Source organism: Aeromonas sp. 600527 (assembly GCF_049175415.1).
Taxonomy (GTDB): domain Bacteria; phylum Pseudomonadota; class Gammaproteobacteria; order Enterobacterales; family Aeromonadaceae; genus Aeromonas; species Aeromonas veronii_A.
Genome location: NZ_JAAKVA010000005.1, coordinates 14,736 through 40,424, shown reverse-complemented (window position 1 = coordinate 40,424; position 25,689 = coordinate 14,736). Strand labels below are relative to the sequence as shown.

Here is a 25,689-nt window from a genome sequence, read left to right as displayed (position 1 = left end):
AGAGAGCTGGAAGGGGCAGTACAGCAGCGCGGAGATCCATCCCGCGCGCACTCCCTCCCGAGATAAACCCCCCGCCGCAAGTTCATCTTCTCCTCGAACTCCAGACAAGCAAACCCCCATAACTTCAACCAGTTAATGTGAGTTTTGCTATGTCTACTTCTGTATCTGATACCACCAAATCCAGCCGCCGCGAGCAGCGCTCCAGCGCCCAAGCTTTTATCGACAGCCTCAAGGGGATGGCTCACCCCAACTCCCGTCGCATCTTTATCGAAGGCTCCCGCCCCGATATTCGTGTTCCCCTGCGGGAGATCCAGCTGGCCGACACCTTCGTCGGCGGCACCAAAGAAGATCCCAAGTTCGAGCCCAACGAGCCGGTGCCGGTCTATGACACCTCTGGCCGTTACGGGGAGGAGGGGGCCGCCATCGACGTGCGCCGTGGCCTGCCGCGCCTGCGGGAGAACTGGGTGCTGGAGCGGGATGACACCGACGAGCTGCCGGGGCTCAGCTCCACCTTCACTCAGGAGCGTCTGGCCGATGAGGGGCTGGATCACCTGCGCTTCGAGCATCTGCCGAAACCGCGCCGCGCCAAGCCGGGTCGTCGGGTTACCCAGCTGCACTATGCCCGTGCCGGCATCGTCACCCCCGAGATGGAATTTATCGCCATTCGCGAGAACATGGGCCGCGAGCGGGTGCGCTCCGAGCTCCTGCGCACCCAGCATCCGGGCCGCGATTTCGGTGCCCGTTTGCCCCAGAACATCACCCCCGAATTCGTGCGCGATGAGGTGGCGGCCGGTCGCGCCATCATCCCCAGCAACATCAACCACCCGGAAGCGGAACCGATGATCATCGGCCGCAATTTTCTGGTGAAGATCAACGCCAACATCGGCAACTCGGCGGTCACCTCCAGCATCGAAGAGGAAGTCGAAAAGCTGGTCTGGTCGACCCGCTGGGGCGCCGACACCGTGATGGATCTCTCCACTGGCCGCTACATCCACGAGACCCGCGAGTGGATCCTGCGCAACAGCCCGGTGCCCATCGGTACAGTGCCAATCTATCAGGCGCTGGAAAAGACCAACGGCATCGCCGAAGAGCTCACCTGGGAGCTGTTCCGCGACACCCTGCTCGAACAAGCCGAGCAGGGGGTGGACTACTTCACCATCCACGCCGGCGTCCTGCTGCGCTTCGTACCGATGACCGCCAAACGCCTCACCGGCATCGTGTCGCGCGGCGGCAGCATCATGGCCAAGTGGTGCCTCTCCCACCACAAGGAGAACTTCCTCTACCAGCACTTCCGAGAAATTTGCGAGATCTGCGCCGCTTATGACGTGGCGCTGTCGCTGGGCGACGGTCTGCGTCCGGGCTCAGTCTATGACGCCAACGACGAGGCCCAGTTCGCCGAGTTGCGCACCCTGGGCGAGCTGACCAAGATCGCGTGGGAGTACGACGTGCAGGTGATGATCGAGGGGCCGGGTCACGTGCCGATGCACATGATCGAGCGCAACATGACCGAGCAGCTGGAGCATTGCCACGAGGCGCCGTTCTACACGCTGGGCCCGCTCACCACAGACATTGCACCGGGTTACGATCACTTCACCTCCGGCATCGGCGCCGCGCTCATCGGCTGGTATGGCTGCGCCATGCTCTGCTACGTCACCCCCAAGGAGCATCTGGGGCTGCCCAACAAGGAGGATGTGAAGCAGGGGCTGATTACCTACAAGATCGCCGCCCACGCCGCCGATCTGGCCAAGGGTCACCCGGGCGCCCAGATCCGCGACAACGCCATGTCCAAGGCGCGCTTCGAGTTCCGCTGGGAGGATCAGTTCAATCTGGCTCTCGACCCCGACACCGCCCGTGCCTACCACGACGAAACCCTGCCGCAGGAGTCCGGCAAGGTGGCTCACTTCTGCTCCATGTGCGGGCCCAAGTTCTGCTCCATGAAGATCACTCAGGACGTGCGTGACTACGCGGCGAAGCTTGAAGCAGTAGAGATCAAGCTGGTCGGTATGGATGGCCAACAGGAGCAGGTAGTGGCTCAGGTAGAGAGCGGCATGGCCCGCATGGCGGAAACCTTCAAGGAGACCGGTGGCGAGATCTACCATCAGGCGGCGGCGCTGAAACAGGTCGCAGGGGAGGAGGCGTGAGCAGCGCAAGCGGGGCTGTCAGCCCCGCCGATCTGCTGCCTGTGACGGACTCTCGCCCAGTTGTCTGGACCATCGCTGGTTCAGACTCCGGTGGCGGTGCCGGCATTCAGGCCGACTTGCACACATTGCACGATCTTGGCGTGCACGGCTGTTCGGTCATCTCCGCCATTACCGCTCAGAACTCGGTGGCGGTGAAGATGGTTGACCCCGTGCTGATGCAGACCTTCACCGCCCAGATCGACGCCCTCGGCGTCGATCTGCCGCCCGCCGCCATCAAGATCGGTCTGCTGCCGACCCGGCTCCACGTCGAGGTGCTGGCCCGCCGACTGGCTGCCATCCCGGCCCCCTTCGTGGTCTACGACCCGGTGGCCATCGCCAGCACCGGCACCCCGATGGCGGAGCCCAATATGCTGGAAGCGGTGCGCGAACAGCTGTTGCCACGTCTGTCGCTCATCACCCCCAACGGCCCCGAGCTGGAAGCCCTGACCGGCATTCCCGCGACCAGCCCTGTGCTGGTGCGCTTCGCCGCCCAGCGGCTGCGCGAACTCGGCGCTCGCGCCGTGCTGGTCAAGGGCGGTCATCTGGAGTGGAGCGGCGATCTCTGCCTCGACTACTACCAGGACGAGACCCGCGAATTCTGGCTGGCGGCGCCGCGACTCGATACCCGCCACGGTCACGGCACCGGTTGCTGCTACGCCAGCGCCATCGCCGCCGTGGTGACGCAGGATTATCCGGTGGAAGACGCCATCACCCTGGCTCGTGCCTACCTGCAACAGGGGCTGGCGGCGGCGCAGGGGGTGGGCGCAGGCCCGGGTCCCATCGCCCATCTCGGCTGGCCCGCCGATCTGGCTCACTTCCCCCGAGCCGTGTTGGCGGGATCAACCCTCGATCGCCGCTTCGGGCTTTATGAAACAAGCAGCGCTCGCCTGCCGCAGGGCCCCTTTGCGCCGACCGAACACAACCTCGGCCTCTATCCGGTGGTGGATTCGGTCAAGTGGCTGCGCCGCCTGCTGGGGCAGGGGGTCAAGACCATCCAGCTGCGGATCAAGAATCTGTCCGCCGCCCAGGTGGCACCGGCCATTCGTGATGCGGTAGAGCTCGGTCGCCACCATGGGGCGCGGCTCTTTATCAACGACTACTGGCAGCAGGCCATCGAGGCGGGCGCCTGGGGCGTGCATCTGGGGCAGGAGGATATGGAGACCGCCGATCTCGCCGCCATTCAGGCGGCCGGGCTGCGCCTTGGCATCTCCACCCACGGCTACTTCGAGCTGATGCGAGCGCGCGAGCTGGCCCCCTCCTACATAGCGCTCGGCCATATCTTCCCGACCAACACCAAGGCGATGCCTTCGCGCCCGCAGGGGCTGGTGCGGCTGCATCGTTACCGCGCCCTGATGTGCGACTGGCCGATGGTGGCCATCGGCGGCATCAGCGAGGAGCGGGTGGCGGCGGTCAAGGCAAGCGGGGTCGGCAGCATTGCGCTGGTCTCGGCCATCACTGCCAGCGACGACTGGCAGGGGGTGACCGAACGGCTGCTTGCCGCCGTGGGGGCGGGGGATGAGCCGCGTTCGGCCACCGTGATACGGGAGGCTGAACATGCTCTCTGATGCTGAGTATTTGCGATACGGCCGCCAGCTGATGCTGGCGGAAGTGGGTGAGGCGGGGCAGGCACGGCTCAAGGATAAATCCGTGCTGATCGTGGGCTTGGGCGGGCTTGGCTCGCCGCTCGCCCTCTATCTGGCCGGGGCCGGGGTGGGCACCTTGTGGCTGGCCGATGGCGATACCGTCGATTCCAGCAACTTGCCACGCCAGATCCTGTTCGATAGCGAGGCGGTCAACCACTCCAAGGCGGAGCTGGCCCGCGAGCGCTTGGCGGCCCACAACCCGCTGGTGGAGCTGATCGCCATCAACCAGCGACTCGATGCCGCCAGCCTGCCGGAGTTTGTGGCCGAGGTAGATCTGGTGATCGACTGCTGCGACAACCTCGCCACCCGCCAGGCCATCAACGCCGCCTGCGTGGCTCAGGGCAAGCCCTGGATCTCCGCCGCGGCGGTGGGTTGGCAGGGGCAGTTGATGGCGCGCACAGGTACGGATCACGCCTGCTACGCCTGCCTCTATCCGTTGGATACCAAGGTGAACCAGAGCTGCGAGACCAGCGGCGTCACCGGCCCGCTGGTCGGAGTGATGGGCTCCTTGCAGGCGCTGGAGGCGCTGAAACTGCTGCTCGAGATGCCGAGCCCGGTCGCTGGCACATTGCGCCGTTTCGATGCGCTGACCCATCAGTGGCAGACCCTCACGCTGGCCCCCGACCCCGATTGCCCGGTCTGCGGGCAGCGCCGATGCCCGACACACGATAAGGAGATCACCCCATGACCCTCACCATTCGACTCAACGATAAAGCCCAGCCGCTGGCGGCAGGGCAGAGCGTGGCCGACCTGCTGGCGGCACAAGACGTTAATCCACAGGGGGTGGCGGTGGCCCTTAACGGCGCCGTGCTGCCCCGTGGCCGCTGGGCCGAGACCCGTCTCAATGACGGGGACGAAATTCACCTCTTTACCGCCATTGCGGGAGGCTGACATGCTGACCATTGCCGATCACACCTTCTCATCGCGCCTCTTTACCGGCACCGGCAAGTTTGCCCGCCCGGATCTGATGGCCGCCGCCATCGAGGCGAGCGGTTCCCAGCTGGTCACCATGGCCATCAAGCGGCTCGAACCGGGCAAGGTCCACGACGATATCCTGAGCCCCTTGCTGCAACTCGGGGTCAAGCTGCTGCCCAACACCTCCGGCGCCAAGACCGCCGCCGAGGCGGTGTTTGCCGCCCATCTCGCCCGTGAGGCGCTGGGGACGAACTGGCTGAAGCTGGAGATCCACCCCGACCCGCGCTATCTGCTGCCAGACCCCATCGAGACGCTGAAAGCCGCCGAGCAGCTGGTGAAAGAGGGCTTTGTGGTGCTGCCCTACTGCGGCGCCGACCCCGTACTCTGCAAGCGGCTCGAAGAGGTGGGCTGCGCCGCCGTGATGCCGCTCGGCGCCCCCATCGGCTCCAATCAGGGGCTGGTGACCCGGGAGTTTCTCTCCATCATCGTCGAGCAGGCCAATGTGCCTGTGGTGGTGGATGCGGGCATAGGTGCGCCGAGCCACGCCGCCGCCGCCTTTGAACTAGGCGCCGATGCCGTGCTGGTCAACACCGCCATCGCGGTGAGTGGCGACCCGGTCGCCATGGGCCGCGCCTTTGCGCTGGCCTGCACTGCCGGGCGCAGCGCCTATGAGGCAGGCCTTGGCGCGCGCGCCCTGCAGGCCCAAGCCTCCAGCCCGCTCACCGATTTTCTGGGGGCGTTATGAGTCATGATGCTGGTGCGATGAGTGACTTCGAGCCTTTTGAACAACCCCAAGTGCGCCCGAGTGATAGCCCCCCTCTCGGCTCTTCACAAAATAAGGGAGAGGAGTTGGGGGTGAGGGCAGAGGCAGATTCGGTGTTTGAAGGGGGCGAGCCCTGCACTCCTCCCCCTCCCAAGGGGGAGGCCTGGAGGGGGTTGGATTTTGCCAATCGCTGGCAGGTGCTGGAGTGGGACGATATCGGCATGCAGATCCGCGCCAAGACAGCCGCCGATGTAGAGCGGGCGCTGGGTTCACCCCGCCGCACTCTGGCCGATTTTATGGCGCTGATCTCCCCAGCCGCCGAAGCGTACCTGCCGCAGATGGCGGCCGAGGCCGAGCGGCTGACCCGCCAGCGCTTTGGCAACACCATCGGCTTCTATGTGCCGCTCTATCTGTCGAACCTGTGCGCCAACGACTGCACCTACTGCGGCTTCTCCATGAGCAACCGCCTCAAGCGCAAGACATTGAATGCAGAGGAGATTGAGCGCGAATGCCTCGCCATCAAGGCGCGTGGCTTCGACAGCGTGCTGCTGGTGACTGGCGAGCACGAGCACAAGGTGGGGCTCGCCTATTTTCGCGAGGTGATGCCCATCATCCGCCGCCACTTCAGCACGGTAGGGATGGAGGTGCAGCCCCTCTCGCAAGCCGAATATGCCGAGCTGAAAAGCCTCGGCCTCGACGCCGTCATGGTCTATCAGGAGACCTACCACGCCCCCACCTACGCCCGCCATCACCTGCGCGGCAACAAGCGGGACATCGCATGGCGCCTCGCCACGCCGGATCGGCTTGGCCGCGCCGGTATCGACAAGATAGGGCTGGGGGCGCTGATCGGCCTCTCCTCGGATTGGCGCGCCGACAGCTACTTTGTCGCCGAGCATCTGAGCTGGCTTGAGCGCCACCACTGGCAGAGCCGCTATTCGCTCTCCTTCCCGCGCCTGCGCCCCTGCACCGGTGGGCTGGAGCCTGCCGTAGTCATGTCGGATCGCCAATTGGCCCAGCTTATCTGCGCCTGGCGCCTCTTCTCGCCCACGCTGGACTTGTCCCTCTCCACCCGCGAGTCGGCTACGTTTCGCAACGGCGCGGTGCGCCTTGGCATCACCCAGATGTCGGCCGAGTCGCGCACCCAGCCGGGAGGCTATGCCGAGGGGGATGCGGAGGAGTTGGAGCAGTTCGCCATCCACGACGACCGCCCGGTGGGGGAGGTCGCCGCCGCCGTGCGGCAGGCGGGGTTGCAGCCGGTGTTTAAAGACTGGGAACCCTTCTTGGGCCGATAGGGGCGACCACGCCCCCCCCTTTGCCGGTGGCATCCCGGCGTCCAGCCAGACTCAGTGCCTGTGGCGAGCAGGCACGGCTGCGCCGTGCAATCGTAGGGTCGATTAGCCGTCAGGCGTAATCGTCCGTTCCGAGGTATGGCGCTGGCAGCAGGGGCCGTTGTGTGGTGGCACGGCTTTGCCGTGCAGGACGCGAGGCCGCTGGCCTCGAAGGGGTTTCGCCCGCCCTTCGGGCTTGGGCGAGTAACTTTTCTTTGCGTGGCCAAAGAAAAGTCACCAAAAGAAAGGCCACCCCCGCTTATTCGCCCGACTTCGTCGGGTTCCTTCGGCTCACCCGCTTGTCCGACGGCACGCGCCGACGGGCCATCCATGGCCCGGCGCCGCTCGCTCGACATCCTGTCTCGCGGCCTGGACAAGCGGGCTCGCCTCAGCGAATAAGAGGGGGGAACCAAACAAGATTTTGCCTGTGTAAAAGCACCATGCTTGCTCTGTCAGTAATGGGGCTGACCAAATGAACGATGTTCTACTGATACAATTTAAAATAGTATCAAGCAGCATTTCTGCGATACCAATGAACTGCTCTATCAGAAAGGATGTCGGGATCGCTATCCACTTCGGTTTCTATATTTAGTGTTTTTAAATACCAACAAAACTTATCAATTTCCAAATTAACTTGGTCGCGTTTTTCCACCTTAAGGTCATTGTTTGGTGATAATATGAAAATAGCCCCGCCCTTATATTCTGTATAGCTTTTTAAAGCTAATGAGATATCTCTTTGCGCATCATACAAATGGCACTTGGCTAAGTTTTCATCAGAGTATGCTGCCGATGCTATTGTACCAAGAGAGCTTTTAGCTCTGTATGGAAGATAAATAGTCTGCGACTGTTGTCCCAGCGGTACTCTTTTTGATGGTGAAGGATCTCGCATTTCAAAATATTCTTCGAAATTAAGGTGCTGCTTGAAATATCCATCCATTAAATTATAAAGTTTGTCTCTAGAGATCGGGGTGTATGCACGCTCTCTTTTCTTTGTTATTTTTATTGATAACGGTACAACATTTGAGAATAAAGATGAAACGATATCGTCTACAGACTCACCTTGGGCATAACCATTATTCTTGAATGTTAAGTTTTGGTACTTTTTTGATAAAAAGTCATCTCCCGAAAGGATAATTTCTCTTGCCACATCACAAGCAAGCTTAAGATGAAAAATCATACTGTGAGAGTATAAGCAAGAGATCCTATCAAAATATTCTAGAGTTTGTACAAATGCCCCGCCTAAATTATCCTTAAAACATACGCCAATATTAAGCATTTCACCTGTAGCAATATCTGGTGACCATTGGATAGTGAACCATTCACCTCTGATAATTGGCTGGTGAGAATGCTCATTTAATATTGAATCAAAATTAATCATGCGACCCCCACAAGTACACCAAGCCTTCTACTTAATCTTTCGTTCGAGAAAATAGCCCGTTGTTTCAAAAAAACCAACAGACTGTCTCTTGCTTGTGGGTTCAAAAGTTGATCACACCAATAGATTACTTCAGCCAATACAATGTCTAATGCTTCAGTTTGCCCATTAGCACCCCTTATTATATCCATCTTTTGAGGTAGTGTAGGAATGGAGCGGAAGACTCGTTCTAATTTATTGACTGGATTGATAGTTATAGATAAATCCTCAGGAGACCACGCAAGATCCACAGGCATATTGCTATGGTCAATCAGAGTGACCTGGCTATTTGAATCAATAATCAAGTTTCCTAAATTTCTATCTTGATTTGCAACCCACTCATCAAATGCGATCGTTTTGTGCAAACTCTCCCAGTCATCAAGAATTTTCCTAAGACTTTCAAATTTAATCATATCGCCAATGCTGTAATAACTGGATGGGGATTGCCCAGTAATCTTGGAGGTGACAAATGCAATTGGTGAGATGGCGAAGTCAATCGATTCAATAATTCCATCAGGTAATATCAGTATGCCCGCTTTTGGCGCTACAGGAAGATCGCTTGATTTGGTAAGCAGGTATCCGAGGACTTCATTAAAAACACCAATGCTTTCCTCACGAGTGAATATTTTGACATATGATTGTCTCTGTACTCCGTCAGGCCAATCAATAAGGCATAAAAGAGTCACAGCCATTTGACCTTCACTGGGTCTGCCTAGCACCGATTTGAAACTTGCCTGGCTGAGTATTTCAATTGAAGATTGCATTCAATTATCCATAACGCCAAAAAATGATGGCTCACATTCTAGAGTAAAATGGTAATTGAATGCACTGTTTATTTAACCAGCAGTTATTGATGCAAAGCATTCTGGCTACCCTATCATTTTGACTGACGGTGTAGTTGGCGGCTTGGCTTGATGAGTCGAAGAGTGAAGGTCAGCATGACTATGGCCGTTCATCTCAGAAATGTACCTTGTGACAGTAGCCAGTCTGTGTGGATAAGAGAATAAACATGCGCATCCATAGGCAGGCCATGTAGGAAGATACGGTTCCTTGCCCGGTACTCAAAGGTAGCCTCGGCGGCGATGGCAACAGCTTCGCTGGCGTTGTTGCCAACCCCCATCACGATCTCCAGCCGAAATAGGCCCAACTGCTGAAAACCAAAGTCACGGAGCAGAGTGACCGCCTGTCTGGCGATGCCGCAGCCTTGGCTGGATTGGCGTACCCAGTAACCGATATTGCCTTAACGATGGTGGGGCGACAGCTGGTTGATTCTTGCGCCACCCAGCAGTTGGCCGGTGGTGGCGCAGAAGATGCCCATGTCAAAGGCGCGTCCCGCCGTACAATCCTGCTCGCAGCTGGCAAACCACTCCAGCGCACTTCCCCGAGTAAATGAACGGGAGCACCAGATCATCCATTTGCCTACCGTCTCGATGGATTCGTGGGCCGCGCGGACAAACTCGTCGGCATCGCCCGCGTCAAACGGACGGATCACGAGCTGAGCGTTGGCAAGGCGCGGGAGTGTCATCACTTATCCTGCTTTTTCAGAAAGTAACTGATATGCCCCGGCGGCATATCGGGCAACTGGCCAAAGACCTCGTAACCCTGTTTCTGGTAGAAGGGGAGGGCCTGAAAACTGGTGGTTTCCAGATGGTAGTTGGTGATGCCCTTGCTTTGGGCGTACTGCTCCATGGCGCCGAGCAGGCGGCCGCCCCAGCCATCACGGCGGATGCTTTCATCGATCCAGAGCCAGTCGACATGCAGCCAGCCCCACTTGATGTCGGCGATGATGCCGCCATGTACCTTGCCCTCTTTATCCTTGATAAAGCTGGCGATCCGCTCGCGCAGATGGGTACCGGCGTGATCCTTGTTGTAGCCCGAGAGACCAATGCGCAGCGCTTCGATCTCATCGTCCTGAGGCGGTTGGGGTGGGGTGAGTTGCATAGTGCTTCCTGCTTGAGTGTGATGATCTCTGTCGGGTTCCGGCGTGTTGTGCGCCGGGCTTACCGCTGCGTTACTGTTGATGTTTTACCGACACTACCCTAACGGAATCGGGTGGAGCCGTGCCAGCTTTTTCGTGGGCCCAGGTTCGCCAGTCTCTGTCGCCCTGTGGTGGTGGGCGTATCGACCCCGCCGGGGTTTGTCCCTAGCATAAGGAGGATGCGGGGCAGGGGCTCCGCCATGCGGGCATGTGTTGATGCCCGTTTACGGATTTCTGGCGGAGAGAAAAGATGAAGCTGCGTTCCTTGTTGATGGTGGGGGCCCTGCTGCTGGGCGGTTGTGCGGTCAATCCCTACGGTGGTACTCAGGCTCCTGTCAGTGAACCCGATCAGCCAGTGAGCCAGCCGGACAAGCCGGTGACCAAACCGGATAGCGGGGACGTTCAGCCCAAGCCGGTGGCGCCGACCGGACTGGCGCAGGCCATGGCCGATCTCTTTGTGCAGGCCCCCGAGGTGCGGGAGCTGGCGCAAACCGGTCAGCCGGTGCTGCTGCTCACCCCGCCCCAGAACGGCACCGGCGAGCCGGTGGACACCCGCGCCATGGCGGCGGCCATGAGCAAGCGCATCCAGAGCAAGAGCGGTTTTCACTTTGTCGACCAAGGGCAGGTGGCGGCCATCACCGGCCAGCTTGAGTATCAGCAGGGCAGGATGAACCCGGCCTCCCTGGTGCGGCTTGGCCGCCAGACCGGCGCCGGCTACATGCTCTACGGGGATCTGGTGGCACAGGGGAGCCGTTATCGGTTGTCGATGACCCTGATGGAGCTGCGCAGCGGCGAGCTGATCTGGAGCGGTAGTCGCTCCGCCAGCCACTGAGCGGTCTGCGACCAATCAAAAAGAGGGTTGAGTGCCTGTGCGCTCAACCCTCTTCTCATTTCTGGCCCTATGCCTGATGGGGCTTGTCTCTAGCGGATTGCCGCTTCCAGCGCGGCTATCTCGCCGCCGCTGATGAGCGCCAGGTTGCGGCTGATCTGCTCCACCGGCCAGTCCCACCAGGCGATGGCGTTGAGACGGGCGATGGTGTCGTCGTCGAAGCGGTAGCGGATCACCTTGGCGGGATTGCCGCCGACCACGGCGTAGGCGGGCACGTCACCGGTGACCACGGATCGGGCGGCGATAATGGCGCCGTTGCCGACCTTTACCCCTGGCATGATCAGGGCGTCATAGCCAATCCAGACATCGTTGCCGATCACGGTATCCCCCTTGTAGGGGAGGCTGCCCGGGGCGGGGGGCGCTTTCCCAGCCGTTGCCGAAGATAAAGAAGGGGTAGGTGGAGAAGCCGGAGGTCTGGTGGTTGGCGCCGTTCATGATGAACTTCACCCCGCGGGCGATGGCGCAGAACTTGCCGATGATGAGCTTGTCGCCGACGAAGGGGAAGTGGTAGAGGACGTTGCGCTCGAAGCCCGCCGAATCCTCCGGGTCGTCGTAATAGGTGTAGTCGCCCACCTCGATATTGGGCCCCTTGATGGTGTTCTTGATAAAGCACACCTGGGGGAAGCCATCCATGGGGTGGGGATTGGCGGGATCGGGTCCGTGCATGGGGAGCTCCTTGAGCTGGGTCGGATGTTAGAGCGCCGGGAAGTAGCAGGCGCTCATGTCGATGGGGTGATCGGGGCAGCCGGGCAGATAGAATTGCCAGCCCGCATCGGAGAAGGCGCGCAGCTCGGTTTCGACAAACTTGATGGCGAGGCTCAGGGCCTGCAGGCTGTCGATGCCGTAGATAAAGGTCTTGTCGCTCAGCCCCGCCAGCTTCACCTTGCAGCGCCAGTCACCGCTGGCGGACTTGGGATCCGGCTCGGGGGCCTTGATGGCGATCTTGAGGACGAGCTGTTCCCCTTCGGTGCTGATGGCGTCGAAACGGGCTTTGACGATGGCATTCTTCATCCTGCAACTCCTTGTGCGATTCCCCTCCTGCGGCATCGGGCTGCGTCTCCATGGAGGGATAAAAATGGGGGCGAGCCAAAGGAGCCTAAACGAAGGCTCTTTTTGAAACAATGGGATATGGGGGGATCCCGGTGGTTTGCGTGTTGCGACGGGCTGTTTCACCACGCGGGGTACACTTGCTGTAAAGGATTGTTGGCTACCGCTGCAAATCTATCTCTTATGCTGATTGCTGGTGGATCATCGGGTTGGGGCACAATATACGGCCCCTGTTGGCCGCGGAAGTACAGGAGCATCTATGACACTGTCGGTATTGCAGCTTTACGAGGTGATGGCCCAGTTGCCCGACCCGGTCTTTATCCTGAGTGAAGATGGTTATTACGTTGAATACATAGGGGGCATGGAGCAGCAATCCTATCAGGACGGCAATCCGCTGGCAGGGAAGCAGTTGCGGGATGTGCTGCCGGAGACGATGGCGCTCTGGGTGATGGCGCAGGTCGTGCTGGCGCTGGATAGCGGCCAGGTTCAGGTGGTCGAGTACGATCTGGCGGCCAGCGAGGTGGGTGGCATTGATGCCGGTGTCGGGCCACAAGGGATGCAGCGCTTTGAGGGCAAGATTGCCCCGCTGCCCTCCCTCTATGACGGCAAGCGGGCGGTGGCCTGGGTGACCCGCAATATTACCCGCCAGTACGAGTTGCAGCAGCGACTGCTGCGCCAGAGTGAAACCGACCAGCTGACCGGCCTCTACAACCGCCGCTTCTTCTTCGAGCACTGTCAGCCGCTGCGGACAGGAGATGCGCCCTGTGGCCTTATCATGCTCGACATCGATCACTTCAAGCAGATCAACGATCACTACGGTCATCAGCAGGGAGATCGGGCCTTGCAGCGATTCAGTGGCTGCATCGATGCCCTGTTGCGGGCGGACGATCTCTTTGTGCGCAGCGGCGGCGAGGAGTTTCTGATCCTGTTGCCACGGATCGATGAAGCCGGTTTGCTGCAGATAGCGGAGCAGATCCGTGCCGCTGTCGAAGCATTGCCTGCCGATCCGGTCGCCATCACGGTCAGTCTGGGCACAACCCTGGTGCAGCCGGAGGAGGAGATCAATCAGGCGCTGGCCCGGGCCGACGAGTGGCTCTATCGAGCCAAGCGGGCAGGCCGCAACCGGGTAGCACACTGCCCGGCAGGTTGAGAGTGTCTATCCGGTCGCATGGCGGAAATAGCCCGTTCTTTTACTCTAAATAAGTTGACTGACATCACTGTCAATTAGTAGAAAAGTTGGGCTTATTATTTAACTCATATTCTAAAGGATAAGGTGTTAATATTATCGGCCTGATCGCTGGTCTTATTTATGTTGTTGGGCAACAGGATGAGGTTTTATCGGTATGTTATCAAAAGGGTTTGAATCTGGTTCTTGATGACGAATGTGACACATTTCGTTGTCTTTTGAAACAATCTGATTCAAACGGTCATGAATTATTAACCTTGACCAGGTTGGCGATTTCAACGATGGTAGCGTGGCAGCTCCGTTCCCTTCCGGTGGCCCTGTTGGCCACTGGCGGTGTTGTTCTTTCACGAACAGGGCGATCTGCCATGACATATCGCCAGCCTGTTATTCGGGCCAATAAAAATAATGATGACAGACTAATAAGGTATATATTGCAATGAGTGTTTCTATTGCTGAAAAGAGTAACCCTGTTTCAAAATTGAAATGGGAGAAAAGCGATTCGGTATGGACCATGGGCTTATATGCCACTGCGGTTGGTGCCGGTACGTTATTTCTCCCTATTACGGTTGGCAGTAATTCTCCGGTTATTTTGCTATTTATATTATTGCTGGCTTTCCCGCTCTCTTATTATTCCCACCGGGCATTGAGCCGCTTTGTGCTCTCCAGCTCCCATAAGGAAGGGGATATCACCCATGTGGTGGAGGAGCACTTCGGTGCCAGAGCGGGCAAGCTGCTGATGCTGGTCTATCTGATGGCCTTCTACCCCATCATTCTGGTCTACAGCATCTCTATCACCAATGCGATCCAGAGCTTCGTGGTTCACCAGCTGGGGGACGCCGAGCTTCCCCGCGGCTTGCTGGTGCTGGGGGTGATGCTGGGCCTGCATCTGATCCTGTTGGCTGGCAAACAGATCGTGGTGTCGGCCATCAGCGTGCTGGCTCTGCCGATGGTCGCCTTTCTGATTGGCCTATCCATCTATCTGCTGCCCCAGTGGAGCCTCTCCTATTTCAGCGAGAGTCAGGCAGTGGAGTGGCGTGATCCGGCGTTCTGGAAATCCCTCTGGCTGATCGTGCCGGTGATGGTGTTTTCGTTCAGCCATGCGCCCATTATCTCCTCCTTCAGTGCGGCGCAGAAGAAGCGTTGTCAGGAGAGTGCCGACCTGCGTGCCAAGCGGATCATCAAATACAGCAGCATGCTGATTTGCGGCAGCGTGCTCTTTTTCGTGGTGAGCTGCGTGATGAGCCTGAGTCAGGCCGAGATGGCGCTGGCCCGCACCGACAATATCTCCGTGCTGTCGGCGCTGGCGAACAAGTTCTCCAATCCGCTGATCGCTTATGTGGGGCCGCTTATCGCCATTCTGGCCATGTCCAAATCCTTCCTCGGCACCTCCATGGGGGTGAGCGAGGGGACGGTGAGCATGGTGAGCGGTGCCTGTCAGGGGCTGGGGCTCTCTCTCAAGGAGTCGACCATCGCCCGGGTGTCGTCGGTGATCCTGTTTCTGGTGACCGCCCTCATCACCTATCTGAACCCCAATGTGCTCGACATCATCGAACGCGTCAGTGGCCCGCTGATCGCGGTGATCCTGTTTCTGCTGCCAGCCTGCTCTATCTATCGCTTGCCCGCACTCAAGCGTTATCGCGGGCCGAGTACCCTTTTTGTGTTGGTGATGGGGCTGCTTGCCATCTCGGCCCTTATCTACGATCTGCTTTGACCGGGCAGTATCCCGCACAAATCCAAAAGGGCGACCATCTGGTCGCCCTTTTTCTGTGCATCGGGGTTAGCCGAGCAGGCCGGTGGCGCTCTGGCCCGCCATCAGCAAGCCGATGGCCAGCACGCTGAACCAGACCAGGGTCGCGCTCACCAGCAGATAGCCGCTGGCGACGAACAGACCGTCCCGCTGCAACATGCCGGTGGCCAGCAGCAGGATGGCCCAGGCAGGCATGGCGTTGGTGAAGGGGATGGCGCCCAGGGGTAGCATCAGCAGCAGGGCGGCCAGCATGATCAGCAGACCGTTGCAGCGGTTGACCGTGCTGCTGCCGGTCAGCACCAGCAGACGCGGGCGGATAACGCGATCGACACGGGCCAGCAGATCTGCCCCCTTGTGCAGGGTCGGCTTGAGCTGGTCGGCGGCGAAGCGGCGCTCCATCAGGATGGCGGGCAGCCAGGGCACCCGGTTGAGGGTGATGCCGATACCGATAAAGAGGATCAGCAGGCCAAACGGGGTGCTGACGCCGGGGATGGAGACCGGCAACAGAAAGGGGACGGTGAGCAGGACGCAAAACAGCAGCATGCCCTGTTCGCCCACCAGCTCCAGCATCTGGCGCAGGCTGATGTGGCTTTCGTCGATGGCGTGCGCGGTGGCCCGCAGGGTATCCGCGAGGGTGGTTTGGGGGTCGTGAAGTTGCGCGGCAACCATTCCCTGATGTCCTTCTGAGTGGTGATCACGGGCTCCGATGACCCGATTTGGCGCCAGCATACGTGGCAGAGGTTAACCGTCGATGAATGGTGATGGGTGTTACATAGCGGCGGTTGTCGCGTTGCTTGGCAGAGGTTTCGGCGAGGGGATATCGCGCACTGAAAGTGATCCGGTACAGCCGCCATTTAGGATGGGCGCAGGATGCCTCTGGTATGCTTTCTGCACAATCACACAGGGAGCAGGGGACGATGATGAAGAGAGCCGGGATAGCGATGATGGGGCTGTTGCTGCCACTGGGGCAGGCCTGGAGTAGCGAGGCTGCGACCACATCTGGTTGGCAGGTGACGCCGTTTTTCGGCTACAGCTCAGCCATCGACTTCGAGAAGGGTGACGAGGTGGTGCAGCCGGTGCCGCTTTCTGCATCGCTTGATTCACTGCAGGGACAGGGCTCCGGCAGCTGGGGTCTCTTTATCAGCAAGGAGGTGGATGATCCGGGCATGATTGAGCTGCTCTACAACCATCAGTCAACCACCCTTTCTCCCGATCAGCCAGACCGCCTGACGGTGGACATCCTGCACTTTGCCGGTGCACTGACCCTCTCTGACAACCTGATGGCGCCCTATATCGGCGCCGGGATCGGGGTGACCCGTTTTGCCGCCTACGACAGCGAGGTGACTCCTTCCATGTCGCTGGCGCTCGGGGTGCAACCGCGCCTCGCCGAGCATCTGGCGCTGCGGGCCGAGGTGCGCGGCTATGGCTCGCTGGTTAACGACAACAACCAGTTTCTTTGCAATCCGGAGCAGTGCGTGTTCAAGGTACGCGGGGAGCTGGTAACCCAGTGGCAGGCCAATATTGGTCTTACCTTCCGCTTTTAGGCGAGGGGATTTCCCCCATAAAACAGGGGCCCCTGGGCACCTGTTTCAGCAGCAATGTTCCGCCGTGATCGGCCATCAACCGGCAGCTCTTCACACCTCTTTATTAGTCGGCGTCGCCCATACCGCGCAGTTTCTCCCCGCCTCCTTGGCGCCATACAGCGCCTGATCAACCCGTTTGAACAGCGAGACTGCCGGCTCCCCGGGCTCGCGGATCCCCACCCCCAGACTGACCGTCATGGTATGGGCCGGGTCGGGGGCTATGGTGCGGGTCGCAGTGAGCAGGGTGTTGGCCAGTTGCTGCAAGTCGGCTTCGTGGGCGGCGGGCAGCAGCAGGGCAAACTCTTCACCACCAACACGGGCCGCCAGCGCACCGGGCGGGCAGTGCTGTTGCAACAGCTCGCCAAACTGCTGCAACACCCTATCCCCGATATCGTGGCCGTAGTTGTCATTGATCCGCTTGAAGTGATCGAGATCCAGCAGGATGAGGGCGTGGCACATCCCCTGCTCCAGAAACAGCTGCTGATGAAAGTAGCGCCGGTTTGGCAGTCGGGTCAGATCGTCGAACAGCGCCTGCTGTCTGAGCTGGGTATTGATGTGGAAGAGGTGGTGCATGGTGCTCAGGATGCCGATGCTGCTGAGCAGGATGCCGCTGGATCGCAGCAGATCCTCGGCATAGATGGCGAGCCAGAGTGGCTGCGCCACCAGCTCATCCATGATGTCGGCGGTGGCTCCCATGATCCACAACATCAGACCGCAGGAGAGCATGCGGTAGGTGTGGGTGGGCAGGTGGGCGCACTGTACCACCCAGAACAGGAACAGCATGGTGAGCCAGTTGATCACCTCGAAGCCAAAGCTGACGGCGTAAAAGCGCTCGTAGGGAAAGTGGGGCAGCAGCAACAGATGCAGGGCCATGATGGCCAGCATCACTATCCCCAGCAACGCGATGTGGGCGCGATGCTCCCGGTCGAGATGGCGGTAGTGGGAGAGGCTGATGTCGAGACGATCGAACTGCATGGTGTTCCTCGGATTGGGCCCGCCATCACGTTGCAAACAAGGCGCTGCGTAATGGTATGCCGTAGTCGGATAACAGAAACGGCTGGTCTGCCAGTGTAAACGAGTTGGCCCGCAGCGCGCGATATCGAGGGCTTCAGCTTGTGGGCTGGTTCAGTATTTGCGCATTTGTGGTGCGCCGGCCATGCCATGCCCTGTGACAGGGCGGTTCAGTATCGGTTAGCGCAGTGTGTGCGCTATTTTGGTGCGTTAACGATAGCTGAGATAGTTAATTTAATGATTTTAAAGGATTTAAAATTGTGGCCCGCTTTATGCTTTTTACATGTCAGACGGTCTCTTGCGGTCATCGGCGGCAGATGCAGTGATGAGGAAGTGGCAAGAGACATCCCCGTGCCGGGCGCGGGTGTGATTCTGGCGGGTTGCAGCAACACCTTGCGGTTCGCCACAGATTCAATCAGGGAAACGGAGCCGGTCTTGTACCGGTACGACAGGGAAGGAGAGTGCTCTATGGTCAAAAAATGGATGATGGCGGGTCTGACGATGTTGCCTGCCTTGCTGGTTACCCCAAGTTGGGCCGAAGAGGTCGCTCAGGTACAGGCGGCGGTGGCTCCGGTTGCCGCCATGACAATCAACAAGGGTGACAACACCTGGATGCTGCTCTCGGCGGCGCTGGTGATCCTGATGTCGATCCCCGGTTTGGCCCTCTTCTACGGTGGTCTGGTGCGGGCCAAAAACATGCTGAGCGTGCTGATGCAGGTCTTTACCCTGTTCTGCCTCATCTGCGTGCTCTGGGTGATCTACGGCTATTCGCTGGCCTTTACCGAAGGGGGCAATTTCTACGGCTCCTTCAGCAAGGTGCTGCTCAAGGGGGTGACCCCTGACTCCATCGCTGCCACCTTCAGCAAGGGGGTCGGGATCAGCGAGCTGATCTATGTGGTGTTCCAAGGGGCCTTTGCCGCCATCACCTGCGGCCTTATCGTGGGGGCGTTTGCCGAGCGCATCAAGTTCGCTGCCGTGCTGCTCTTCTCGGTGATCTGGTTCACCTTCGCCTATATCCCGCTGGCTCATATGGTGTGGTACTGGGCGGGTCCGGATGCCTATACCAGCGCCGAGGCTGCGGCCACAGCGACCGCCACTGCTGGCTATCTGTTCCAGCATGGTGCGCTGGATTTTGCAGGCGGCACCGTGGTGCATATCAACGCCGCCGTGGCGGGTCTGGTGGGTGCCTATCTGGTGGGCAAGCGTCTGGGCTACGGTCGTGATCCCATGACCCCCCACAGCCTGACCATGACCATGATCGGCGCCTCCCTGCTCTGGTTCGGCTGGTTCGGTTTCAACGCGGGCTCCGCGCTGGAAGCCAACGGTATCGCCGCACTCGCCTTTATCAACACCTGGGTAGCGCCGGCTGCGGCAGCTCTCTCATGGACGCTGGCCGAGTGGGTGATGAAGGGACGTCCCTCCCTGCTGGGTGCGGCATCCGGTGCGGTGTCCGGTCTGGTGGTGATCACCCCGGCAGCCGGTTTCGTCGGTGTGGGCGGTGGTCTGGTGATGGGCCTTATCAGTGGCGTGGCGGGTCTGTGGGGGGTCCACGGTCTCAAGCGCCTGCTGGGTGCCGATGACAGTCTGGACGTGTTTGGCGTACACGGGGTATGCGGCATTCTCGGCGCCCTGCTGACCGGCGTCTTTGCCAGCCCGGATCTGGGCGGTACCGGGGTGTGGGACTATGTCACCAATCAGGTTGCCGAGGGCTACTCCATCCTGACTCAGGTGAAGATCCAGGCCATCGGGGTTGGTGTCACTCTGCTCTGGTCCGGTGCCGTGGCGGCGATTGCCTTCAAGGCGGTCGACATGCTGGTGGGTCTGCGGGTGAACGGCGATGCCGAGCGGGAAGGGCTGGATGTCACCTCCCACGGCGAGAAGGCTTACAGCATGTAATCCCGAACGTCAGACAACAAAAAACCGCCGGGATCGGCGGTTTTTTTATGGCTCAAGTGTGGCCACACCTTATTTCACACCCTTAATTCACGACGGCCACGTTGATGCTGCCATTGCCCTGGGTCATGCGCACGCGGGCGCCCGGTACGAAGGTGGGGCTGGCTTTCTGTACTACCACGATGGCTTCGCCGTTCTCTTTCTTGATCTCCAGCTCGACCCCGTCGACCTGGTTGAGCTTGTCGCCAGCGGCCTTGCCGGCTGCCGCGCCGGCAATGGCGCCACCGGCCGCGGCGATATCACGGCCGGTACCACCGCCTATGGTGCTGCCCAGCAGGCCGCCGACCACGGCTCCACCGATAGTACCTAGCAGGGAGTTCTCATCGGCCTGGATCTTCACCGGACGGGTGGAGATGATGGTGCCATAGCTGACGGTCTGTACCTGTTTGGCGCGGTCTTTGGTGTAGACATCGCCAGAGTAAACATCGCTGTTGGCGCAACCGGTGACGGTAGTGGCGGCCAGCAGGGCAATGATGGTCATACGTTTCAACATGATAGGCCTCCGAGGCTGCATGTAATTTGAACAATCTGGATGATGGAATGCACTTTACTCCAACCTTCCCAGACATTAAATCAGCGAAATGTAACCAATTATGTGACCTGTTACGGCTAAATGCCCCTTTGGTGGGCTACTCGGCTAGCTGCTTGGCCAGTACCAGCCGGTGTTCACCTGCCCCGAAATAGTTTTCAACTTCTTCAACCTGTTGATATCCAAGCCGATAGTAGAGGCGTTGGGCCGGATTGGCCGGATCGACCGTGAGCCGCAGTTCGCTGATCTGCAGCGCCTGCTGGTTGGCCTCCATCTGGCGCATCATTCGCTCGGCCAGACCAAAACCGCGCGCCTCGGGCAGCACCGCCAGCGAGAGCACCCAGCCTTGCGACCGCTCCTGACCGAATCCCCCCAGCACATAACCCACCAGCTGCCCCTCGTATTCGGCCACCAGCAACAACTCTGGCCACAAATCCATCGCTTGACGGAAGAAGAAGGCGGGATAGACATCTTCGCCAAACACCTTGGCATCGATCTGCCAGATTGCGTGCATGTCATTGTGGGTAGCGGTGCGTAGCAGGGGCGGGTTGTGGTGCATCAGGACTCCATTGGCAACAAACGGATCGGCAACGCCGCTGACCTTGGGGTCAACGGCAAAAAAGGAGTCATAGGGTAGTGGTCATCCCCTGCCGGATGCAAGGGATTGGCGGTTATGGCGGCAGGGGGCGGCTCTGGGGCAGTTTGGGGGCCTTGCGCAAGCCGTCGAGCAGGTGGCGGAGGGTGAGCCAGGGGTGGCGCAGCAACATGCGCGGGCCGCTCCACTTCATCACCTGCTGGATCTGCTTGCGCATCGCCGGTGCGTAGCAGTGGATATTGCAGTTGGCACAGGTGGGTTTGTGGCCGTGGCCATAACGGCAGCGACGAAGGCGCTGATGGGCGAAATCCCGCAACTGGCGACAGTGGCGGCAATGGGGATCCTGATGATGGTGCTGGCAGTAGAGGCGGATCATGGCGCTGACCGTCTGCTGCTCGCGCATGAGTCTGGGGTGGTCACTCGCCTTTTTGCTGGCTGCGGCGTGTGGGCCCCGGGCTGGGCTGGCATGATAACTTTTCATGGCCGCCATTCTCCTGACCTGCTCGCTTGGAGTGTTGATACAGGTCAAATGGGGGATAAAAAACAGGGCCCGCAGGCCCTGTGTCATCAGATGAGGCTGGTTGCCTGCTCCAGCCAAGCGAGATCATCGCCCTCGAGCAGCGGGCTCAGGCGGCGGAACACCTCGACATGGTATTCATTGATCCAGCGGAATTCGGCCGGGCTCAGCAGGCTGCGGTCGATCAGGCGGGTATCGAACGGCACGTAGGTCAGACGCTCGAAGCCCAGCATCGGCAGCTCGCCAACCTGTTCCAGCTCGGTCACGACTACCAGGTTCTCGCAACGGATGCCAAAGCCATCTTCACGGTAGTAGCCCGGCTCGTTGGAGAGCACCATGCCCGGTTGCAGGGCAACCATGCTCCCTTTCGGCGCGATGCGCTGGGGCCCTTCGTGGACACTCAGGAAGTGGCCGACGCCGTGGCCGGTGCCGTGGTCATAGTTGTAACCGGCTTGCCACAGCGGCATGCGGGCCAGCACGTCGAGCTGGATACCGGCGGTGCCACGGGGGAAGCGGGCCTGATCCAGTGCGATATGGCCCTGCAGTACCCGGGTAAACATCGCTTTCTGCTCGTCGCTCACCTCACCCACCTTGATGGTGCGGGTGATGTCGGTGGTGCCATCCATATACTGGGCGCCGGAGTCCAGCAGATAGAGGCTGTCCTGGCCAAACGCGCGCGGGGTGCCGTTGGTGTGGTGGTAGTGGCACATGGCGGCGTTGGGGCCGAGCGCGGAGATGGTATCGAAGCTCGGCTCGAGGTAGTGCTCCTGCTCGCGGCGGAACGCTTCCACCTGATCGGCCAGGGTGCCTTCATCCACCCCCTCGAACTCGCCGGAGGCGACCAGCCGATCCAGCCAGGCGAGGAAGCGGGTCATGGCCACGCCATCACGCAGGTGAGCGGCACGCATACCCGTCAGCTCGATCTCGTTCTTGCACGCTTTCGGCAGCATGGTCGGGTCTTGCCCTGCCACCAGAATGGCGCCCGCCTCTTCCATGACGAGCTGGGTCCAGGCGTTGGCGCTGTCCGGATCGGCCAGCACCTTCTGCTGATCTTCACCGATGCGTTGCAGCACGTCACCCAGCTTGTCGATGGGGTAGACGGAGACATCTTGGCCAACGTGTTGGGTGAAGGCGAAGCAGTCGATCTTGTCGGTATCGACGAAGAAATCCATGCTGGTGTTGGCGTAGAGCACCGCAAAACCGAGCACCACCGGCAACCGGTCGATGTCGCGGCCGCGCAGGTTGAGCAGCCAGTTGATGGGCTCGGCCTGGGTCAGCAGCACCGCATCCAGCCCGCGCTTGCGCAGGTCGGCTGCCAGCTGTTCACGTTTGGACTGGCTGGACTGGCCTGCCAGCTCCTCGTTGTAGAGGATGACCGGGCTCTTGGTCGGCTCCGGGCGATCGCTCCAGTTCAGGTCGATGGGGTTCTGCTCGACACGGATCAGCTCGATACCGCGATCGGCCAGCACGGCCTTGGCATTCTTGTACCAGGTCAGGCTGTGCAGGCGGGCATCGAAGCCAACCCGGGAGCCTGACGGCAGCTGTTCGGCCAGCCACTGCACATGAGGATTTTCAATGAGGTGGAGGAATTCGAATAGTTCGGCGGGAGTTTGCATCCGCGCCTGCACCGTATAGCGACCATCGACAAAGAGGGCTGCCCGCTGTGCCATGATGATGGCGACGCCGGCAGAGCCGTTGAAACCGGTGATCCAGTCAAGCCGCTCGGCATAGGCGGGGATGTACTCGCCGAGGTGCTCATCATCGTGGGGGACGATAAAGGCGTCCAACTCCTGCATGGCCAGCTCGGCCCTGACTTGGGCGACGCGGGTTTCAATTATCTCGAAATTATTCATGTCGTTAGTGCCAGATGGTTGCTATATGAGTGTTCAGTTTTTATGGCCGCTGGCCAGGATCCGCTTGATCGACTGACCCGCTGCTTCGATATGCTGCCTGAGCAGCACCACCGCCTCGTGCTTGCGCCGGGCGCGGCACAGTTCCAGCAATTGGGCGTGTTCACGCTCCGCCTTGTCCACCCCGTCGCTGGCAAAGAGCAGCTCGAAGCGGACATAGCGGTCACAGCTCAGATTGATCTGGGCGATCAGTTCAAGTGCCTGGGGGCGACCGGCTGCCTGATAGAGGGTGGCGTGAAAGCTGTGGTTCAACTCGGCCCAATGTTCGATCTGGGTGCCTGACTCCAGGGCGTGATCAAACTGGGCGAGGATCGCCTCCGCTTGCGCGAAAGTGGCTTCCGTCATCTTGTCGACGGCGTGAAACAGGGTATCGGCTTCCAGCAGCGCTCGCAAATAAAAGAGCTCTTCAATGGCCGAGGCGTCCAGCATGGTGACCACGGCGCCGCGATGGGCTTCGAACTTCACCAGCCCTTGCGCTTCCAGCTGCATCAAGGCTTCGCGCACCGGGATGCGGCTCACTGCCAGCTCTTTGGCAATGGCATCCTGACGCAAGGGGGCGCCAGCGGGGAACTCCCCACGGAGGATCCGGCCACGGAGGTTTTCCATCACCATCTGGGTTCGGGTCTTGTAGGGTGGGGTCATGGTCGGGTCACGATTGGGCGTTACAGAATTGTATATTGTATAAAGTTTGGCTGAATCTAACCTGTCACAATAGGCAAAGGCAAGGTTTTGGCCCCTTTAACGGGAGCGATGGCGGCGTTCGGGGCTCCACAAAAACAAAAATGCCGGTCAGCATGGCTGACCGGCATGATGTCACTGATACGAAGCGAGCCTGTTACAGCTGCGGGCCTGCCGCAACCAGACGTTTGCCTTCATCGTTATCGGTGAAGCGCTCGAAGTTCTTGATGAAACGGCCTGCCAGATCGACGGCTTTGGCATCCCACTCAGCCTTGTCGGCGTAAGTGTCGCGCGGGTCGAGGATCGCCGGGTTCACATCGTGCAGCGCGGTCGGGATCTCCAGATTGAAGATTGGCAGCACCTTGGTCTCGGCCTTCTCGATGGAGCCATCCAGGATGGCGTCGATGATGGCGCGGGTATCCTTGATGGAGATGCGCTTGCCGGTGCCGTTCCAGCCGGTGTTGACCAGATAGGCCTCTGCACCTGCCGCTTCCATCCGTTTCACCAGCTCCTGACCGTACTTGGTCGGGTGCAGGGAGAGGAAGGCTGCGCCGAAGCAGGAGGAGAAGGTCGGAGTCGGCTCTGTGATGCCGCGCTCGGTACCGGCCAGTTTGGCGGTGAAGCCAGACAGGAAGTGGTACTTGGTCTGCTCCTTGGTCAGCTTGGAGACCGGGGGCAGCACGCCGAAGGCGTCGGCAGTCAGGAAGATCACCTTGGTGGCGTGACCTGCCTTGGAGACCGGCTTGACGATGTTGTCGATGTGATAGATGGGGTAGGAGACGCGGGTGTTCTCGGTCTTGGAGCCATCATCGAAGTCGATGGAGCCATCGGCAGCAACGGTCACGTTCTCCAGCAGCGCATCGCGACGGATGGCGTGGTAGATGTCCGGCTCGGCCTCTTCGGAGAGCTTGATGGTCTTGGCGTAGCAGCCCCCTTCGAAGTTGAACACGCCGTGGTCATCCCAGCCGTGCTCGTCATCGCCGATCAGCTGGCGCTTCGGATCGGTGGAGAGGGTGGTCTTGCCGGTGCCGGAGAGGCCGAAGAAGATGGCGACGTCGCCGTCCTGACCCACGTTGGCGGAGCAGTGCATGGAGGCAATGCCGCGCAGGGGCAGGAAGTAGTTCATCATGGAGAACATGCCCTTCTTCATCTCGCCACCGTACCAGGTGCCACCGATGAGCTGCATCTTCTCGGTCATGTTGAAGGCAACAAAGTTCTCGGAGTTGAGACCCTGCTCTTTCCAGTTCGGGTTGGTGCACTTGGCACCGTTCATCACCACGAAGTCAGGCTTGAAGGTTTTCAGCTCTTCATCGCTCGGACGAATGAACATGTTTTTCACGAAGTGTGCCTGCCAAGCCACCTCGGTGATGATACGCACGGCCAGGCGGGTATCCGGGTTGGCACCGCAGAAACCGTCGACCACAAACAGGCGCTTGCCGGAGAGCTGTTTGGTGACCAGCCCTTTCAGATGTGACCACACTTCGGGGGTAATCGCTTTGTTATCGTTTTTACCCTGGTCAGACCACCACACAGTATCCTGGGTAGTGGCATCTTTGACGATATATTTATCTTTCGGAGAGCGGCCGGTAAAGATACCGGTGTTGACGTTGACGGCGCCCAGTTCGGTGACGACGCCGCGCTCGAACCCTTCCAGGTCAGGGCGAGTCTCTTCAGCGAAAAGCTGCTCGTAAGAGGGGTTGCGAACGATTTCCTGGCTGTTTTTGATGCCGTACTGGTCCAGTCCTAATTGTTGGGCCAGGGTGGGTTCTGCCACGATTGTCATTGTATTCTCCTGGGTTCAGAGGTTTGTAGGGTTCTATCTG

Annotated in this window: 24 protein-coding genes and 2 pseudogenes; 11 read left to right on the top strand and 15 right to left on the bottom strand. The window is 59.8% G+C overall.

Annotated features, from left to right (window positions below):
* Window positions 1–149: 149 nt before the first annotated feature.
* The 6 genes from thiC to thiH all read left to right on the top strand — a co-directional run bounded on the left by thiC (window position 150) and on the right by thiH (window position 6,793).
* Entirely contained in the window at window positions 150–2,141 is a 1,992-nt protein-coding gene (gene thiC, locus G5154_RS08615) for a phosphomethylpyrimidine synthase ThiC (protein ID WP_421250817.1), read from the top strand.
* Complete coding sequence (gene thiE, locus G5154_RS08610) at window positions 2,138–3,745, top strand: thiamine phosphate synthase (protein WP_421250816.1); 1,608 nt, start codon at window positions 2,138–2,140, stop codon at window positions 3,743–3,745. The genes thiC and thiE overlap by 4 nt, the downstream gene beginning before the upstream one ends.
* Window positions 3,735–4,511 (top strand): HesA/MoeB/ThiF family protein, encoded by a 777-nt coding sequence (locus G5154_RS08605; RefSeq protein WP_421250815.1) that lies wholly within the window; start codon window positions 3,735–3,737, stop codon window positions 4,509–4,511. The genes thiE and G5154_RS08605 overlap by 11 nt, the downstream gene beginning before the upstream one ends.
* Window positions 4,508–4,714: a sulfur carrier protein ThiS gene (thiS, locus tag G5154_RS08600; RefSeq protein ID WP_139735910.1), complete on the top strand. Its 207-nt coding sequence runs from the start codon at window positions 4,508–4,510 to the stop codon at window positions 4,712–4,714. The genes G5154_RS08605 and thiS overlap by 4 nt, the downstream gene beginning before the upstream one ends.
* A 1-nt stretch (window position 4,715) precedes the next feature.
* Window positions 4,716–5,483 (top strand): thiazole synthase, encoded by a 768-nt coding sequence (locus G5154_RS08595; protein WP_421250814.1) that lies wholly within the window; start codon window positions 4,716–4,718, stop codon window positions 5,481–5,483.
* A gap of 191 nt (window positions 5,484–5,674) precedes the next feature.
* Window positions 5,675–6,793, top strand: coding sequence for a 2-iminoacetate synthase ThiH (thiH, locus tag G5154_RS08590; RefSeq protein WP_421250813.1), 1,119 nt, complete (start codon window positions 5,675–5,677; stop codon window positions 6,791–6,793).
* Window positions 6,794–7,337: 544 nt separating this feature from the next.
* Here thiH and G5154_RS08585 read toward each other — a convergent pair.
* From G5154_RS08585 to G5154_RS08570, 4 genes and pseudogenes are all read right to left on the bottom strand, one after another.
* Window positions 7,338–8,207, bottom strand: a complete 870-nt coding sequence (locus tag G5154_RS08585) for a hypothetical protein (protein WP_421172694.1) — start codon at window positions 8,205–8,207, stop codon at window positions 7,338–7,340.
* Entirely contained in the window at window positions 8,204–9,007 is an 804-nt protein-coding gene (locus G5154_RS08580) for a hypothetical protein (RefSeq protein ID WP_421172695.1), read from the bottom strand. The genes G5154_RS08585 and G5154_RS08580 overlap by 4 nt, the downstream gene beginning before the upstream one ends.
* A 188-nt stretch (window positions 9,008–9,195) precedes the next feature.
* Window positions 9,196–9,768: pseudogene (locus tag G5154_RS08575) on the bottom strand (GNAT family N-acetyltransferase).
* Complete coding sequence (locus G5154_RS08570; RefSeq protein ID WP_148611042.1) at window positions 9,768–10,184, bottom strand: GNAT family N-acetyltransferase; 417 nt, start codon at window positions 10,182–10,184, stop codon at window positions 9,768–9,770. Before G5154_RS08570 ends, G5154_RS08575 begins: the two are co-directional and overlap by 1 nt.
* A gap of 287 nt (window positions 10,185–10,471) precedes the next feature.
* On the opposite strand from G5154_RS08570, the gene G5154_RS08565 reads away from it, so the two are divergent.
* A complete protein-coding gene (locus G5154_RS08565; RefSeq protein WP_201968240.1) occupies window positions 10,472–11,053 on the top strand; it encodes a penicillin-binding protein activator LpoB in 582 nt (193 codons plus the stop codon).
* 89 nt (window positions 11,054–11,142) lie between these two features.
* On the opposite strand, the pseudogene G5154_RS08560 reads toward G5154_RS08565, so the two are convergent.
* A pseudogene (locus G5154_RS08560) lies at window positions 11,143–11,776 on the bottom strand (Vat family streptogramin A O-acetyltransferase).
* 27 nt (window positions 11,777–11,803) lie between these two features.
* Window positions 11,804–12,121, bottom strand: coding sequence for a DUF6968 family protein (locus G5154_RS08555; RefSeq protein ID WP_421244923.1), 318 nt, complete (start codon window positions 12,119–12,121; stop codon window positions 11,804–11,806).
* Window positions 12,122–12,416: 295 nt separating this feature from the next.
* Here G5154_RS08555 and G5154_RS08550 point away from each other — a divergent pair, with 295 nt between their 5' ends.
* The gene (locus G5154_RS08550) at window positions 12,417–13,307 is read left to right on the top strand and encodes a GGDEF domain-containing protein (protein ID WP_421250812.1); all 891 of its coding nucleotides are present in this window, start codon (window positions 12,417–12,419) and stop codon (window positions 13,305–13,307) included.
* A gap of 153 nt (window positions 13,308–13,460) precedes the next feature.
* Here the strand turns inward: G5154_RS08550 and G5154_RS08545 are convergent, their stop codons facing one another.
* Window positions 13,461–13,715 carry a hypothetical protein gene (locus G5154_RS08545; RefSeq protein WP_421250811.1) on the bottom strand — a complete coding sequence of 85 codons (255 nt, stop codon included), beginning with the start codon at window positions 13,713–13,715 and terminating at the stop codon, window positions 13,461–13,463.
* A 64-nt stretch (window positions 13,716–13,779) separates the two neighbouring features.
* Here G5154_RS08545 and G5154_RS08540 point away from each other — a divergent pair, with 64 nt between their 5' ends.
* Window positions 13,780–15,054, top strand: coding sequence for an amino acid permease (locus G5154_RS08540; RefSeq protein WP_421212248.1), 1,275 nt, complete (start codon window positions 13,780–13,782; stop codon window positions 15,052–15,054).
* Between the two features lie 66 nt (window positions 15,055–15,120).
* Here G5154_RS08540 and G5154_RS08535 read toward each other — a convergent pair whose 3' ends face one another.
* Complete coding sequence (locus G5154_RS08535) at window positions 15,121–15,759, bottom strand: exopolysaccharide biosynthesis protein (RefSeq protein ID WP_216979593.1); 639 nt, start codon at window positions 15,757–15,759, stop codon at window positions 15,121–15,123.
* Between the two features lie 251 nt (window positions 15,760–16,010).
* On the opposite strand from G5154_RS08535, the gene G5154_RS08530 reads away from it, so the two are divergent.
* Window positions 16,011–16,634: an outer membrane beta-barrel protein gene (locus tag G5154_RS08530; RefSeq protein WP_421250881.1), complete on the top strand. Its 624-nt coding sequence runs from the start codon at window positions 16,011–16,013 to the stop codon at window positions 16,632–16,634.
* Between the two features lie 90 nt (window positions 16,635–16,724).
* Here G5154_RS08530 and G5154_RS08525 read toward each other — a convergent pair whose 3' ends face one another.
* Window positions 16,725–17,648, bottom strand: a complete 924-nt coding sequence (locus G5154_RS08525) for a GGDEF domain-containing protein (protein WP_421250810.1) — start codon at window positions 17,646–17,648, stop codon at window positions 16,725–16,727.
* Window positions 17,649–18,152: 504 nt separating this feature from the next.
* Here G5154_RS08525 and amt point away from each other — a divergent pair.
* Complete coding sequence (gene amt, locus G5154_RS08520; protein WP_005355035.1) at window positions 18,153–19,580, top strand: ammonium transporter; 1,428 nt, start codon at window positions 18,153–18,155, stop codon at window positions 19,578–19,580.
* An 82-nt stretch (window positions 19,581–19,662) separates the two neighbouring features.
* On the opposite strand, the gene G5154_RS08515 is transcribed toward amt, so the two are convergent.
* The 6 genes from G5154_RS08515 to pckA all read right to left on the bottom strand — a co-directional run bounded on the left by G5154_RS08515 (window position 19,663) and on the right by pckA (window position 25,649).
* The gene (locus G5154_RS08515) at window positions 19,663–20,130 is read right to left on the bottom strand and encodes a glycine zipper 2TM domain-containing protein (protein ID WP_005342991.1); all 468 of its coding nucleotides are present in this window, start codon (window positions 20,128–20,130) and stop codon (window positions 19,663–19,665) included.
* A gap of 136 nt (window positions 20,131–20,266) precedes the next feature.
* Window positions 20,267–20,725, bottom strand: a complete 459-nt coding sequence (locus G5154_RS08510; protein ID WP_337073149.1) for an N-acetyltransferase — start codon at window positions 20,723–20,725, stop codon at window positions 20,267–20,269.
* Window positions 20,726–20,837: 112 nt separating this feature from the next.
* The gene (locus G5154_RS08505; RefSeq protein WP_337073150.1) at window positions 20,838–21,242 is read right to left on the bottom strand and encodes a nitrous oxide-stimulated promoter family protein; all 405 of its coding nucleotides are present in this window, start codon (window positions 21,240–21,242) and stop codon (window positions 20,838–20,840) included.
* Window positions 21,243–21,328: 86 nt separating this feature from the next.
* Window positions 21,329–23,131, bottom strand: a complete 1,803-nt coding sequence (locus G5154_RS08500; RefSeq protein WP_421250809.1) for an aminopeptidase P family protein — start codon at window positions 23,129–23,131, stop codon at window positions 21,329–21,331.
* A gap of 33 nt (window positions 23,132–23,164) precedes the next feature.
* Window positions 23,165–23,830 (bottom strand): GntR family transcriptional regulator, encoded by a 666-nt coding sequence (locus tag G5154_RS08495; RefSeq protein WP_005340138.1) that lies wholly within the window; start codon window positions 23,828–23,830, stop codon window positions 23,165–23,167.
* 193 nt (window positions 23,831–24,023) lie between these two features.
* Window positions 24,024–25,649 (bottom strand): phosphoenolpyruvate carboxykinase (ATP), encoded by a 1,626-nt coding sequence (pckA, locus tag G5154_RS08490; protein WP_421250808.1) that lies wholly within the window; start codon window positions 25,647–25,649, stop codon window positions 24,024–24,026.
* Between the last annotated feature and the right edge of the window lie 40 nt (window positions 25,650–25,689).

What these genes read in the sequence shown, in the direction of transcription:
- pckA (WP_421250808.1), bottom strand. Translation starts at nt 25,649, where the DNA reads ATGACAATCGTGGCAGAACCCACCCTGGCCCAACAATTAGGACTGGAC.
- G5154_RS08545 (WP_421250811.1), bottom strand. Translation starts at nt 13,715, where the DNA reads ATGTCATGGCAGATCGCCCTGTTCGTGAAAGAACAACACCGCCAGTGG.
- amt (WP_005355035.1), top strand. Translation starts at nt 18,153, where the DNA reads ATGGTCAAAAAATGGATGATGGCGGGTCTGACGATGTTGCCTGCCTTG.
- G5154_RS08550 (WP_421250812.1), top strand. Translation starts at nt 12,417, where the DNA reads ATGACACTGTCGGTATTGCAGCTTTACGAGGTGATGGCCCAGTTGCCC.
- G5154_RS08515 (WP_005342991.1), bottom strand. Translation starts at nt 20,130, where the DNA reads ATGTTGAAACGTATGACCATCATTGCCCTGCTGGCCGCCACTACCGTC.
- G5154_RS08505 (WP_337073150.1), bottom strand. Translation starts at nt 21,242, where the DNA reads ATGAAAAGTTATCATGCCAGCCCAGCCCGGGGCCCACACGCCGCAGCC.
- G5154_RS08580 (WP_421172695.1), bottom strand. Translation starts at nt 9,007, where the DNA reads ATGCAATCTTCAATTGAAATACTCAGCCAGGCAAGTTTCAAATCGGTG.
- G5154_RS08570 (WP_148611042.1), bottom strand. Translation starts at nt 10,184, where the DNA reads ATGCAACTCACCCCACCCCAACCGCCTCAGGACGATGAGATCGAAGCG.
- G5154_RS08495 (WP_005340138.1), bottom strand. Translation starts at nt 23,830, where the DNA reads ATGACCCCACCCTACAAGACCCGAACCCAGATGGTGATGGAAAACCTC.
- G5154_RS08530 (WP_421250881.1), top strand. Translation starts at nt 16,011, where the DNA reads ATGAAGAGAGCCGGGATAGCGATGATGGGGCTGTTGCTGCCACTGGGG.
- G5154_RS08585 (WP_421172694.1), bottom strand. Translation starts at nt 8,207, where the DNA reads ATGATTAATTTTGATTCAATATTAAATGAGCATTCTCACCAGCCAATT.
- G5154_RS08565 (WP_201968240.1), top strand. Translation starts at nt 10,472, where the DNA reads ATGAAGCTGCGTTCCTTGTTGATGGTGGGGGCCCTGCTGCTGGGCGGT.
- G5154_RS08525 (WP_421250810.1), bottom strand. Translation starts at nt 17,648, where the DNA reads ATGCAGTTCGATCGTCTCGACATCAGCCTCTCCCACTACCGCCATCTC.
- thiS (WP_139735910.1), top strand. Translation starts at nt 4,508, where the DNA reads ATGACCCTCACCATTCGACTCAACGATAAAGCCCAGCCGCTGGCGGCA.
- G5154_RS08595 (WP_421250814.1), top strand. Translation starts at nt 4,716, where the DNA reads ATGCTGACCATTGCCGATCACACCTTCTCATCGCGCCTCTTTACCGGC.
- G5154_RS08605 (WP_421250815.1), top strand. Translation starts at nt 3,735, where the DNA reads ATGCTCTCTGATGCTGAGTATTTGCGATACGGCCGCCAGCTGATGCTG.
- thiC (WP_421250817.1), top strand. Translation starts at nt 150, where the DNA reads ATGTCTACTTCTGTATCTGATACCACCAAATCCAGCCGCCGCGAGCAG.
- G5154_RS08500 (WP_421250809.1), bottom strand. Translation starts at nt 23,131, where the DNA reads ATGAATAATTTCGAGATAATTGAAACCCGCGTCGCCCAAGTCAGGGCC.
- G5154_RS08540 (WP_421212248.1), top strand. Translation starts at nt 13,780, where the DNA reads ATGAGTGTTTCTATTGCTGAAAAGAGTAACCCTGTTTCAAAATTGAAA.
- G5154_RS08510 (WP_337073149.1), bottom strand. Translation starts at nt 20,725, where the DNA reads ATGCACCACAACCCGCCCCTGCTACGCACCGCTACCCACAATGACATG.
- G5154_RS08535 (WP_216979593.1), bottom strand. Translation starts at nt 15,759, where the DNA reads ATGGTTGCCGCGCAACTTCACGACCCCCAAACCACCCTCGCGGATACC.
- G5154_RS08555 (WP_421244923.1), bottom strand. Translation starts at nt 12,121, where the DNA reads ATGAAGAATGCCATCGTCAAAGCCCGTTTCGACGCCATCAGCACCGAA.